The sequence below is a fragment of the Acrocarpospora macrocephala genome, from assembly GCF_009687865.1.
GTDB classification, from domain to species: Bacteria; Actinomycetota; Actinomycetes; order Streptosporangiales; family Streptosporangiaceae; genus Acrocarpospora; species Acrocarpospora macrocephala.
In genome coordinates this window covers 1-11,613 of sequence record NZ_BLAE01000013.1, presented here as the reverse complement: position 1 = coordinate 11,613, position 11,613 = coordinate 1, and the positions used below count along the sequence as shown (strand labels likewise).

The window sequence follows — 11,613 nt, the reverse complement described above, 5'->3', positions numbered from 1 at the left end:
GATGTCAAAGGTCGAGCACCAGGTCGTCCTCCGGCCTGGCGCAGCAGATCAGGACCTCTCCGGCGGCGGGCGGTTCCAGCGGGTCGGGGGAGTAGCACACGTCCCCGGCGAGAATCGGCGTGACGCAGGTGTGGCAGACGCCGGTACGGCAGGACCAGCGCGTCGGCACGTCGCAGGCGTCGGCGAGATCCAACACGGTCCGGTACCGCGGCGACCAGCGGACCGACAGCCCGCTCCGGGCGAACGTGATCAGCGGCCCGTCACCCGGCTCGCCCGGCGGCTGGTGGGGAGGTACGGCGGGGCGAGCCGCGACGCCCGGCGTGAGGGGGGCGAGTGCGCCGAACAGTTCGGTGTGGATGCTGCCGGGCGCGATTCCGATGGCCACGAGCATGTCGCGTACGGCGCTCATGAAGGAGGGCGGCCCGCACAGGTAGGCCGTGGCCTCGGCGGGAACGCCGAGCGCCGCCAGGCTCGCCAAGGTCGGCCGGCCGTGGTGGATCCCCCCGCCTGAGCCGTCGCCGGCGGTGTAGAAGATGTGTTCGTGCGCGTCCGGGAGCGAGGCCAGCAGGGTGTGGGCCTCGTGGGCGAAAGCGTGCTCGGTGCGGTTTCGCGCGGTGTGGATCCACCAGGTGGGGCGTTCGGCGTGCTCTTCGGCGAGCCGGTGCAACATCGCCATGACCGGTGTCGCGCCGATGCCCGCCGAGATGAGGAGCACCGGGCCGGTGCCGGGGGCGAGGACGAAGTCGCCTCGGGGCGCCGCCACCTCCAGCACCGCGCCGACCTGGAGGCTCGCGTGCAGGTATCCGCTGACGCGTCCCTCGCGTTTCACGCTCACCCGATAGGCGGATGCTGAGGAGAGCGAGTAGCTGCGCACCGGCGCGGGCTCGCCGGCTCCGGCGACCCGGAATGTGAGGTACTGCCCGGCCTCGGCGACGGGGAGCGAGCCCCCGCTGTCCGCCTCGAGGTAGAGGGACAGCACTGACGGCGTCTCCCGGACGATCCTGCTCACCCGCATCGGGCGGAAGCCGGTCCAGCCCTCGGAGCGCGGCGGGGCGGTACCACCGGCGGCCATGTCCTCAAAGGAGCGTCGCCAGCCGGGGCTCAGGGCGGGGATGGCCAGCGCTCTGCGCAGCGTGTCCTGGTCGTGGCCGGGGAGGTAGAGCAGGGCGTCGATGTCGGCAACGGTGAGCGCGCCGGGGCCGATCTTCGTCCGGATGATGTCGTCGCCCGCCTCGACCCTTCCCTCAGTGAGGACGCGAAGGTAGAAGCCAGGCCGGTGGTGGGAGACCAGGAGGGCGGGGAGTTCGGGTTCGCCCAGGCGCAGACCCACCCGGTAGCAGGTCACGCGTGGCTGCGTGACCTCGAATTCGGCTTCGCCGATGCGGTAGCGGTCGCCGATGCACACCTCGTCGTCGGGCAGCCCGTCGACAGTGAAGTTCTCCCCGAACTGGCCGTATTCGAAGTCGGCCCGGCCGAAGTACTTCTGCCAGTACTCATAGCACTGGATCTGGTACACCAGCACGGCCCGCTGCTCGCCGCCGTGTCCCTGCAGGTCGCCCTGGCCGTCCCCGTCGATGTTGAGCCGCCTGGCCATCCGCGGGCCGGTGACCGCCCGCTTCCACACGCCGGTGTACACCGTCCTGCCCTGCCAGGACACATCCTTCGGCATCCCGACGTTCACCGACAACAGCTTCGCCATCATGGTCCTCGCACATCGACCTCGAGGATCTGGTCGACGACGGCGGACAGGTCGGCGCCGATGATGTCCGGACGCCGGCCGATGGGGCTGAGGACCATGCCGGGCCGCGCGATGAAGGCCGCCTTGCAACCTGCGGCGAGCGCACCCCACGTGTCCCACCAGTGCGCAGCCACCAGCCGAACCTCAGAAATGTCCACGCCGAAGTCCTTCGCGGTGGCCTGATAGGGATCGGGCAGCGGTTTGAGCTGTTCCACGCTGTCGGCCGAGATCACGGCGTCGAAGTAGCCGCGTATACCGCTGTTGGTGAGCTGCGCCTCGGCGACCGGGCCCACAGAGTTCGTCAGCGCCACCATCTTGAGTGGGCTGGTCCGCAGACGCCGGAGCGCGCCGACGACCTCAGGATGGGCAGGCAGGGAGCTCATCCGCTCGACAATCCCAGCCGCATCCCCCGCCGAGACTCTCCTACCGTGCCGTTCGGCCAGCATCAACAACGCGGCATGCTGGGCCGTGCTGTAGTCCACGTAATCACCGGTCAGCCCGCCGACGAAGGTGATCTGCAACATCTGCCTGAACCACTGTTCCCGAAGGGCAGCCGACCCCAGCAGCACCTCAAAGGCCTCGTCGAGCGCAGAGAGGTCGAGCAGGCTCTCGTTGACATCGAACGCGATGACTCTGGTCATGACTGGTTCTTACCCATATGGACGCATTTGCCCTCGTATAGCCCTTGGAGCATCAGGTCATCGTCCATGGGGATGATCGGCAGTCGCGTTGCGGAGCCCGTGGCGGAACTGGCCTAGAATCCGCAGCATGTCGAGTCCCCCGCAGGCGATTCCGTTCGCGCGGCACGCCGAGGCCGAACGTGCGTTCCGGCTGGCGCGGCGGCGGTTCGTCGCGGGCGAGCGGCTTGACATGCAGGTTCTCGCGGCCGAGTTGGGAGTCGACCGGTCCACGCTGTTCCGGTGGGTCGGAAACCGCGACCAGCTCGTGGCCGCGATCCTGATCTCCATGACCGAGTCGGCGATCCGGGACGCCGATTCCAAGTCGAAGCAGACCGGGGGAGCCCGGATCGCGCTCACGGCGTACCACTACGCTCAGGCTCTCATCGACTCGGAGTTCTTCCAGGCTTATCTCAAGCGCGAGTCGGACCGAGCCCTGCGGTTGCTCACCTCGAAGGCGAGCCCGGTGCAGGGCTACGTGGTCAGTATCTTCGAGCGCATGGTCGAGCAGGAGCGCGACCGGGGCAACCTGACCCACGCGCTGGCCTGCCACGACCTGGCTTACCTCATCGTGCGGATCATCGAGTCGTTCATCTACGCCGACACGATCATCGGTGACAGCCCGGACGCCACCAAGATCCGTGCCTCGGTAGCAGCCCTCCTCCACGTGGAGCTATGACGCGCCCTCCCTCGGGCTGCCCGCGACCGCACCATGATCGACCTCTGGTCTTGACCTCGGGATGTGAGCTATGCCACGCTGCGCAACATATCCATAAATGTTGCACCGTCCCGCTGTGATGGGGCAACGGCCTCGGAGAAGGGATCAGCCGTGGCAGAGGTTTTCGGACAGGTGACGGAGCAGTACAGAGAGGTCCGTGACGCCCTCGCGGCGAACCTCGACGCCGGAGTCGAAGTCGGCGCCGGCATCGTCGTGAACGTCGACGGCACCAATGTGGTCGATATCTGGGGCGGCCACATGGACGCCGAGCGCACCCGGCCCTGGACCGAGGACACCATCGTCACGGTCTGGTCGACGACCAAGACGATCACCAGCCTCGCCGCGCTCATGCTCGTCGACCGAGGGCTGCTCGACCCCTTCGAGACCGTGGCCCACTACTGGCCGGAGTTCGCCGCGGGCGGCAAGGAACACGTCGAGGTCCGGCACCTGCTCAGCCACACCTCCGGCGTCTCGGCCTGGGCGCAGCCGTTCGCGCCCGAGGACAGCTACAACTTCGCCGCCGCCGCGGCCAAGCTCGCCGCCCAGCCGCCCTGGTGGGAGCCCGGTACGGCCAGCGGCTACCACGCCAGTAATTTCGGCCACCTCGTGGGCGAGGTCGTACGCCGGGTGTCAGGCAAGAGCCTGCGCGACTTCGTCGCCGACGAGATCGCCGGTCCGTTAGGAGCCGACTTCCAGATCGGGGCGAAGGAGGCCGACTGGGATCGGATCGCGACCATGCTCCCGCCCGCCGGGACGGCGACGCTCGAGATGCCCGCCCCCGACCCCGACAGCGTCTTCTACAAGACCTTGGTCGGCTCCTACAACGACCCCACCCTGGCGAACACCCCACAGTGGTATAGGGCCGACATCGGCGCCTGCAACGGCCACGGCAACGCGCGGTCGGTCGCCCAGATCATGTCGGTGATCTCCCTGGGCGGCGAGACCAACGGCGTCCGCCTGCTCAAGCCGGAGACCATCGAGCTCATCTTCCGCGAGCAGGCGCACGGCCCCGACCTGTTCCTGGGACTCCCGCTGCGCTGGGGAATCGGCTACGCCCTGCCCGAGCCCGAGGGGGTGCCCTTCGTGCCGGCCGGCAAGGTCTGCTTCTGGGGCGGCTGGGGCGGCTCCCTGATCATCATGGACGTCGACCGGCGGATGACGATCAGCTACATGATGAACCAGATGCAGCCCGGAGTGATCGGCTCAGAAGTGTCGGCCGCCTACTGCGACGTGATCAGCCGCTGCGCGTCCGCCGTCGTGGCCCGCTGACGACGATGACCATCAAGAGTCGTGAGGTGCGTCTCGTGGCACGACCGTCGGGTCTGCCCGCGCACAGTGACTTCAAAATCGAAGAACTGGTGGTGCCCGATCCCGGCCCGGGCCAGATTCTCGTACGCAACGACTGGATGTCGGTCGACCCGGCGATGCGCGGCCGGATGCGGGACGTCCCTTCGTACGTCCCGCCGTTCCGGCTCGACGAGCCGATGGAGGGCGGCGCCGTGGGCACCGTCGTCGAGTCCCGCGCCGACGATCTCGCGGTCGGCGACCAGGTGCTTCATCGCCTGGGCTGGCGTGACTACGCGGTGCTGGACGGCAAGCACGCGCTTCGGGTGGACACCCGGAGGGCTCCTGCCTCGGCCTATCTGGGCGTGCTCGGAATGCCTGGGCTCACGGCGTACGTCGGGCTCAAGGAGATCGCCGGCGTGCGCGAGGGCGACGTGGTCTTCATCTCCGGTGCCGCCGGGGCGGTCGGTCTGGTCGCCGCTCGCGTGGCCCTTCACCTCGGCGCGGCTACGGTGATCGGCTCCGCGGGCGGGCCGGAGAAGGCCGGACGTCTCATCCGGGAGTTCGGGTACGACCGGGCCATCGACTACAAGGCCGGGCCGATCTCGCGATCGCTGCGGGGTGCGGCGCCCGAGGGCATCGACGTCTACTTCGACAACGTCGGAGGCGACCACCTGCAGGCGGCGCTGTCGTCCCTGCGGATCGGGGGGCGCGTCGCGCTGTGCGGAGCGATCTCGCAGTACAACGAGGAGAAGCCCGCGCCGGGTCCCACGAACCTGTTGCAGGCCGTCCGCATGCGCCTCACGCTGCGCGGGTTCATCGTGATGGACCACGCCGACCTGCGTGACGAGTGGGTCGATCTGGCTTCCGGCTGGCTCGAGGACGGGTCGCTGACCTCGACACAGACGGTCGTGGAGGGTCTGGCGCACTCCGTCGACGCACTACTCGGGCTGCTCGGCGGAGCCAACGTCGGCAAGATGCTCGTGCGGCTCAACCCGGACGCGACGTGACCGTGAGACCGCACGCTGAGCTCTTCTCCCTCGAAGGGCGAGCCGCCTTGGTGACCGGCGGCTCGCGGGGGATCGGGCGCATGATCGCCGAAGGGTTCCTCGCCGCCGGCGCGAGGGTCTACATCAACGCGCGCAAGGCGGCCGCCTGCGACGCGGCGGCGCGGGAGATGGCTTGTGTCTCGCTTCCGGCTGACGTGTCCACCCTTGAGGGGATCGAGCGGCTCGTGTCCGCTCTCCAGCGGCACGAGAGCAGACTCGACATCCTGGTCAACAACGCGGGCGCGGCCTGGGGCGCGCCGTTCGAGGAGTTCCCTGAGTCGGGGTGGGACAAGGTCGCCGACCTCAACCTCAAGGCGCCGTTCTTCCTCACCCAGCGGCTGCTCCCGATGCTGCGCAGAACACGCGACGAGCGGCCGGCGAAGGTGCTCAACATCGCGTCGATCGACGGCATCTCCATGAGCGCGCTGGAGACGTACTCCTACCACGCCAGCAAGGCGGGCCTGATCCACCTCACCCGTCGTTTGGCACTGCGGCTGGTGCGGGACGGGATCGTGATGAGCGGTATCGCCCCCGGTGCCTTCGCGTCGGAGATGAACCGCGACGCGCGGGACCGCGCCGACGAGATCGAGACGCTGATCCCCGCAGGGCGCATCGGCAAGCCCGATGACATGGCCGGAGCCGCGGTGTATCTCGCCTCCCGAGCCGGTGACTACGTGGTCGGCGAGACCCTCGTCGTCGACGGCGCCGCCACCTATGCGCGGTAGCACAATCGACCGGCATGCGTACGCATCGCCGCCGTGAAACGGAGAGCGCTTGAGGGACCACGACACGTGGCAGGTGAACGGCATCGACCTCGCCGTGACGATCGCGGGTTCCGGACCTCTGGTCGTGCTGGCCCATGGCTTCCCCGACCTGGCCATCACCTGGCGCCACCAGGTGCCGGCGCTGGTCGAGGCGGGCTATCGCGTGGTGGCTCCGGACATGCGTGGTTACGGGCGTAGCTCGCGCCCGAGCTCGCCGGACGGTTACGACAGTGACACCGTCGGGGCGGATTTGATCGCGCTTCTCGATCACGAGCAGGTCGAGCGGGCGCACTTCGTCGGGCACGACTGGGGTGCGGCTTCGGTCTGGCCGTTGGGGCTGACCCACCCTGAGCGCGTTCTCTCCTTGACCGGGCTCAGCGTGCCGTACACCGTGCCGGCCCCGGTCGCGCCCACGCAGATCTTCCGCAACCGCTTTGGTGACGACTTCTACATGCTGAAATTTCAGGAGAAAGCGACACCGGAAGCGATGCTCGAACGCGACGTCACCCGCACCTTGGTCGCCGTGCTGTCCGGGCGCGTCGACCAGCTGGATTCCGATGATGTGATCGGCGCGCCCGCATGGTTGCCCGACGACGTGCTCGACACGTACGTGCGCGAGTTCGAACGCACCGGCTTCGGCGGCGGCCTCAACTACTACCGCAACATCGACGCGAACTGGCGGCTGGCGACCCGCCGCGACCGGCACAGGATCGAGGCGCCGTCGCTGTTCGTCACCGGCACCGAAGACCCGATCTCCGCATTCATGCCGGCCGACCGCTCCGCCCGCGGCTTCCGGCGACTCCGCTCGCACACCGTCAGCGGCGCCGGCCACTGGCTGCACCAGGAAGAGCCCAAACGGGTGACCGACCTGATCCTCGACTACCTGCGCAGCGTCGACCGAAGGAACGACCTATGAGGCAAGCCGTCATCTGATCGAGAAGGAGAACCATGTCCGAGGACACCCGCACAGCGGAAGCCGAGCTGGTTCCGCGCGAGCGGCACGGGGTGGCCTCTCGAACCCGACGCGACCATCATCCGCGCCGTGCTGGTACCGGCCGTCATGCGCCTCGCCGGGCGAGCCAACTGGTGGGCCCCCGCTCCGCTGCGCCGGCTTCACCGCCGGATCGACCCGCACGCCTCCATCCCCCCGTCCACCGGCAAGGACCTTCGACGGCAACGCACCTCCTCGACTGTCGGGTAACTCCGGTTCGGACCCAGATGTCGCGGCCGGGGAGACCTGTCGGAGTCTCCCCGGCGTTCGCGGCGATTTCGCTACGGTGCGTCGGTTCCCCTGCCACGGTCGTCGAGGACGAGGGCGGCCCGTCCATTGACGGTGTAGCGGATGTGCGTGACCTCAGGGGTGTGGATCACTCGGGTAGGCGTGAGCTCGATCGCTTCCTTCTCGGCGAGGTCGAGGTCGGCATCGAGCAGGCGCATCCCCGTGCCGAGCACGGCCGGGACGATATGCAGTTCCAGCTCGTCCAGCAGCCCGGCCTTGATCACCTGGCGGAGTAGGCTGCCCCCTCCGGCGACCGCCACATCCTTGCCCCCCGCGGCGGCGCGTGCCTGTTCCACGGCGCTGGCGATACCGTCAGTCACGTAGGTGAAGCTGGTCCCACCCTGACGCACCAGGGTCTCGCGAGGCCGGTTGGTCACGACGAACACTGGCGCCCGAAACGGCGGCTCGTCACCCCACGGAACTTCACCACCGTCCGCCATGCGTCGCCCCATGACGTACGCCCCGGCGGCCTCGAACGTCTCAGCGATGACGTCAGAACTGACGTTCTGCTCCCCGCCCGCGAACCCCTGCCGTTCCCGCCAAGCCATGGCGTCGATCACCCATCGAGTGACCCGGAAGAAGCCCGCAGCCTCCGCCGACTCCATCCAATCCGCCGCCTCGCCCCTGTGCTGCCGACCGGCGTAGAAGCCGTCGAGTGACACCGACATCTGTGCCGTCACCTTTGTCATGTTCGCTTCGCTCCTGTTCTGGCGCCCCCTGGGTTGGGACCCACTCAGTGGAAGAGTCGGAACCGCGGACCGAATCTCTACATCGCGTGTGCGGGTATTACGCGGCCCTGGTACGGCGGTCGTCTCGACTGCCACCGGCATCCTCGGCCGAGGATGCCGCCTGTGGAACTGACGGGGGAGCATTGCCAGGTTCGGCCACTTCGTTGCCTTGCCCCCGGCGGCGGGCGTGGTCGGCGGGTACCGGCATGAGGGCCATCGAGGTCCCCTGGCGGGGCCAGTCGCGGTAGGGAGCGACCCGGACGCCTTTGCGTTCGGTGTCGTAGGCCCAGCATTTGGCAACGAGCCGCCGGAGGATTGACCAGGCGCTGCCTCGGGAGATGCCGTGTTCGGCCATCAGCTGGCGGGTGGTCAGGCGCTGGTGCGCGACGATCTCGCCGGTACGGATCCTCTCGGCCACGGCCACCGCGATCATCGTGATCTGATCGTGGACGGGCGGGCGTGGTGGCTGCGGAGTGTGGTGGGGGGCGCCGACGACGTAGCCCAGGCCGGGAACTAGGCGGATGAGCCCTCGCTCCCGAAGGGCACGCTGGATATAGGTGGCGGCTGAGCTGGGAATGCAGTGCTCCGCCATCAGCTGCTGGACGCTGGCCATGCGCGTCCCGTCGCCGAGCTCACCGCTGGCGATCCGCTCGGCCGCCTGCGCGATGATCTCCTGGCAGCGCATCCTCACCACAGCCCTGCGAGGACCGCCGCTCCGCGCGGGCCGATGGGATTCGGGCTCGGCCGTCCCGGGCGCGAGATCGGGTATGACCTTGGGCGGGACCTGGATATACATGCCCGGCACCAGCTCGTACGCCAGTCCTCCGTGCGGCATCTCCCGGATGGCTTGTGACCAGGGCGGCGGCCATGGAGGAGGGTCGTCGTCGGGGACGTTGTGCGGCGAGCTTAAGCGGAGCCAGACCACCCGTTTCGTGTCCTGGTCGCGGTAGCCCCAATTGTCGGCGATCTGGTCGACCAAGCGCAGCCCGCGCCCGCCGAGACGTTCCACGTCGGTGGGAAGCCGTATGTGCGGGACACTGGTGCACGACCCGTCATCGGTCACGTTGACGAAGATGTCGCCTTCGTAGCTCGCGACCGCCACGGTGACCAGCCCATCCGGAATGCGGCCAGAATCCGAGTGGCGCACCGAATTCGAAACCAGTTCGGTGACGACCAGCGTCAGGTCATCCAGCCGGTCATCGGCCACACCGGCGAACAGCCCTCGAACGAACTTCCGCGCGCTCGGCGCCGCGGCCGGTTGCCCGGGAAGGTCGATGACGCCCAGCACGGCGATGGGTGATCCCTGGATGGCTTCTATTTCTGTCATGGGTCAGGACCTCGATTCCCGCTGAATCAGCACGGCACGTTCGTAGCCCTGGGGAGGTCGATGGCGGTGCTCAAGGGCAGCGTGCGCAAGTTCCATGCCAACCGCACCAAATGGATCAGCTGTACTTCCAGCTGAGTACACGCCGCCATGGAGTGTCCTCCTATCGCCGTGGGCTCGTGCTCATAGTGGAAGTGTGTAGTGCATGGTGTCAATGCACTGTGCAGATTTTATGTGATTCATTCAATCCGGATGTGAGGAAGGTGAACCATCATGCAGACTGTGCACATGTCCATGGCACACAGCCCGACCGTCCGCCTCAGGCGACTAGCCCGCGAACTCCGCAAGATGCGTGAACAGGTCGGACTAAGCCCCGAGGCAGCCGCCGCCCGACTCGGATGGAGCCGCAGCAAAGTAAGCCGCGTCGAAACCGGCCGCACCCGCGCCAGTTCCTCCGACGTCGCCCAGATCTGCGAACTGTTCGGCGCCGACTCATCGGTACGCGCGGCCTTGATCCAACTCGCGAAGGAGGTCCGCCAGCGAGGCTGGTGGACCGCCTACGCCGATGTCTTCACCGGCTCCTACGTCGGCTTCGAGGACGAAGCCTCCCTGATCCGCCAGTGGGAGGTGCAGCTGGTTCCGGGTCTGCTGCAAACCGAGGACTACGCACGAACAGTGATCGGTGCCGGACTACCCCAACCACACGATGCCGACGATGTTCACCGGCGAGTCATGGCCCGTATGGCCCGGCGCATGCTGCTGAGCCGCCCCAACGCACCCGAGCTACGCGCTGTTCTGGACGAGGCTGTTCTTCGCCGCCCCATCGGCGGCACCCAAACGATGCACGCCCAGCTGGAGTCCCTCCTGGTCTCCGCACTCCGACCAAACGTGACGATTCGCGTCCTTCCCTACGACGCCGGAGCCCACGCAGGGCTCGAAGGCGCCTTCACCGTTCTCTCCTTCGCCGAGGACATCGATCCTGATGTGGCCTACGTGGAAGGCACCGCCGGAGAGGTATACGTCGAAGGCTCAGAGCAGGTAGAACGCTATAAAGTGGCCTTCGCCCGTATTGGCGATGTCGCCCTGCAACCGGAGGAATCCATGGGGCTCATCACTGAGATCAAGGAACACTTCTCATGATCGATCTGTCCAACGCCGCATGGCGCAAGAGCAGCCTCAGTGGCAGCGGCAACAACTGCGTCGAGGTTGCGTCGAATCTGCCAGGCATCGTCGGAGTCAGGGACAGCAAGCACCCGACCGGCCCAGCGCTGATCTTCACCGCTGACGAGTGGTCAGCCTTCCTCGGTGGCGTTAAGAGCGGCGAATTCGACACCTGATCTAAAGGCCTGGGGATCCACTGTGAAGGGGATGGGGAGTTGCGACCAGACCTTGCGAATGCCTCGTGGCACAAGAGCAGTCTCAGCGGCGATGGCCCAAGCTGCGTTGAGGTCGCCATCACCGATGACGTGATCGCTGTCAGGGACACGAAGAACCGTGCGGGCGGCATGCTCGTGTTCCGTCCGGACGAGTGGGAAGCCTTCATCGGCGGCGTACGACTCGGCGAGTTCGATCTCCGGTAGTTCAGGTCGTCGTACCGCGCCAGGAATCGACTGGTCTACTGCCTTCAGCAAGATCGACCGTATTCATTCAGGCCCGACGCATTCCAGTGTGATGTGATCGCGGTGGGTGATGGTCGTCGGGCGTGAGTGGTTACCAAACGTGCCCGTGGGTTAGGCGGTGGCTGGGTCCGGCGGCATCCAGGGTCTGCCGAGCAGGGCGTCGCGGATCGCGGAGATGACGTCGGTGCCGTGTTTGGCGGCGGTGGACAGGTAGCCGCGGATGGCGTACCGGTTGCCGGTCGCCGTCTCCGATCGAAGCCGCCCGGAGATCTTCTGCTGGGTTTTGGCTGGTCGGACATCGCGTTCGGCCTGGTTGTTCGTCGGAGGAATCCGCAGGTCATGGGCGAAACGCAGGACGTCGTCCTCACGGTCGCGCAGCACTTCCAGCAGCACCCGGCCGACGGGCTGGGTGACGGTTTTGGCGGGTCCGGGG

Annotated in this window: 14 protein-coding genes; 9 read left to right on the top strand and 5 right to left on the bottom strand. The window is 67.5% G+C overall.

All coding sequences use genetic code 11. The features are described 5' to 3' along the window. Positions 1 to 4: 4 nt before the first annotated feature. Both Amac_RS12575 and Amac_RS12570 read right to left on the bottom strand, forming a co-directional pair. Entirely contained in the window at positions 5 to 1,702 is a 1,698-nt protein-coding gene (locus tag Amac_RS12575; protein ID WP_218041039.1) for an MOSC and FAD-binding oxidoreductase domain-containing protein, read from the bottom strand. Continuing rightward, positions 1,699 to 2,379: a haloacid dehalogenase type II gene (locus tag Amac_RS12570; protein WP_155354530.1), complete on the bottom strand. Its 681-nt coding sequence runs from the start codon at positions 2,377 to 2,379 to the stop codon at positions 1,699 to 1,701. Before Amac_RS12570 ends, Amac_RS12575 begins: the two co-directional genes overlap by 4 nt. Before the next feature lie 127 nt (positions 2,380 to 2,506). Here Amac_RS12570 and Amac_RS12565 point away from each other — a divergent pair, with 127 nt between their 5' ends. From Amac_RS12565 to Amac_RS12540, 6 genes are all read left to right on the top strand, one after another. Then, positions 2,507 to 3,094, top strand: a complete 588-nt coding sequence (locus tag Amac_RS12565) for a QsdR family transcriptional regulator (protein ID WP_155354529.1) — start codon at positions 2,507 to 2,509, stop codon at positions 3,092 to 3,094. 150 nt (positions 3,095 to 3,244) lie between these two features. Continuing rightward, positions 3,245 to 4,402, top strand: a complete 1,158-nt coding sequence (locus Amac_RS12560) for a serine hydrolase domain-containing protein (protein ID WP_155354528.1) — start codon at positions 3,245 to 3,247, stop codon at positions 4,400 to 4,402. Positions 4,403 to 4,407: 5 nt separating this feature from the next. Continuing rightward, positions 4,408 to 5,427, top strand: coding sequence for an NADP-dependent oxidoreductase (locus Amac_RS12555; RefSeq protein WP_155354527.1), 1,020 nt, complete (start codon positions 4,408 to 4,410; stop codon positions 5,425 to 5,427). Then, on the top strand, positions 5,424 to 6,191 hold the full coding sequence (locus tag Amac_RS12550; RefSeq protein ID WP_246268283.1) for an SDR family oxidoreductase: 768 nt from the start codon (positions 5,424 to 5,426) through the stop codon (positions 6,189 to 6,191). The genes Amac_RS12555 and Amac_RS12550 overlap by 4 nt, the downstream gene beginning before the upstream one ends. Positions 6,192 to 6,240: 49 nt before the next feature. Continuing rightward, on the top strand, positions 6,241 to 7,146 hold the full coding sequence (locus Amac_RS12545) for an alpha/beta fold hydrolase (RefSeq protein ID WP_155354526.1): 906 nt from the start codon (positions 6,241 to 6,243) through the stop codon (positions 7,144 to 7,146). A gap of 126 nt (positions 7,147 to 7,272) precedes the next feature. After that, on the top strand, positions 7,273 to 7,431 hold the full coding sequence (locus Amac_RS12540; protein ID WP_155354525.1) for a hypothetical protein: 159 nt from the start codon (positions 7,273 to 7,275) through the stop codon (positions 7,429 to 7,431). 71 nt (positions 7,432 to 7,502) lie between these two features. On the opposite strand, the gene Amac_RS12535 is transcribed toward Amac_RS12540, so the two are convergent. Continuing rightward, positions 7,503 to 8,198 carry a dihydrofolate reductase family protein gene (locus tag Amac_RS12535; RefSeq protein WP_155354524.1) on the bottom strand — a complete coding sequence of 232 codons (696 nt, stop codon included), beginning with the start codon at positions 8,196 to 8,198 and terminating at the stop codon, positions 7,503 to 7,505. 97 nt (positions 8,199 to 8,295) lie between these two features. Then, positions 8,296 to 9,564 (bottom strand): ATP-binding protein, encoded by a 1,269-nt coding sequence (locus tag Amac_RS12530; protein ID WP_155354523.1) that lies wholly within the window; start codon positions 9,562 to 9,564, stop codon positions 8,296 to 8,298. 270 nt (positions 9,565 to 9,834) lie between these two features. Here Amac_RS12530 and Amac_RS12525 point away from each other — a divergent pair, with 270 nt between their 5' ends. From Amac_RS12525 to Amac_RS12515, 3 genes are read left to right on the top strand one after another with little or no spacing between them, the layout of a single operon-like run. Continuing rightward, positions 9,835 to 10,701: a helix-turn-helix domain-containing protein gene (locus Amac_RS12525; protein WP_307729723.1), complete on the top strand. Its 867-nt coding sequence runs from the start codon at positions 9,835 to 9,837 to the stop codon at positions 10,699 to 10,701. After that, positions 10,698 to 10,898 (top strand): DUF397 domain-containing protein, encoded by a 201-nt coding sequence (locus Amac_RS12520; protein WP_155354522.1) that lies wholly within the window; start codon positions 10,698 to 10,700, stop codon positions 10,896 to 10,898. Before Amac_RS12525 ends, Amac_RS12520 begins: the two co-directional genes overlap by 4 nt. A gap of 39 nt (positions 10,899 to 10,937) precedes the next feature. After that, entirely contained in the window at positions 10,938 to 11,141 is a 204-nt protein-coding gene (locus tag Amac_RS12515; protein WP_155354521.1) for a DUF397 domain-containing protein, read from the top strand. Positions 11,142 to 11,291: 150 nt separating this feature from the next. On the opposite strand, the gene Amac_RS12510 is transcribed toward Amac_RS12515, so the two are convergent. Continuing rightward, positions 11,292 to 11,613 (bottom strand): IS66 family transposase (locus tag Amac_RS12510; protein ID WP_155354520.1); only part of this gene is annotated, 322 nt, incomplete at its 5' end.

What these genes read in the sequence shown, in the direction of transcription:
- Amac_RS12575 (WP_218041039.1), bottom strand. Translation starts at nt 1,702, where the DNA reads ATGATGGCGAAGCTGTTGTCGGTGAACGTCGGGATGCCGAAGGATGTG.
- Amac_RS12570 (WP_155354530.1), bottom strand. Translation starts at nt 2,379, where the DNA reads ATGACCAGAGTCATCGCGTTCGATGTCAACGAGAGCCTGCTCGACCTC.
- Amac_RS12565 (WP_155354529.1), top strand. Translation starts at nt 2,507, where the DNA reads ATGTCGAGTCCCCCGCAGGCGATTCCGTTCGCGCGGCACGCCGAGGCC.
- Amac_RS12555 (WP_155354527.1), top strand. Translation starts at nt 4,408, where the DNA reads ATGACCATCAAGAGTCGTGAGGTGCGTCTCGTGGCACGACCGTCGGGT.
- Amac_RS12535 (WP_155354524.1), bottom strand. Translation starts at nt 8,198, where the DNA reads ATGACAAAGGTGACGGCACAGATGTCGGTGTCACTCGACGGCTTCTAC.
- Amac_RS12530 (WP_155354523.1), bottom strand. Translation starts at nt 9,564, where the DNA reads ATGACAGAAATAGAAGCCATCCAGGGATCACCCATCGCCGTGCTGGGC.
- Amac_RS12525 (WP_307729723.1), top strand. Translation starts at nt 9,835, where the DNA reads ATGCAGACTGTGCACATGTCCATGGCACACAGCCCGACCGTCCGCCTC.
- Amac_RS12520 (WP_155354522.1), top strand. Translation starts at nt 10,698, where the DNA reads ATGATCGATCTGTCCAACGCCGCATGGCGCAAGAGCAGCCTCAGTGGC.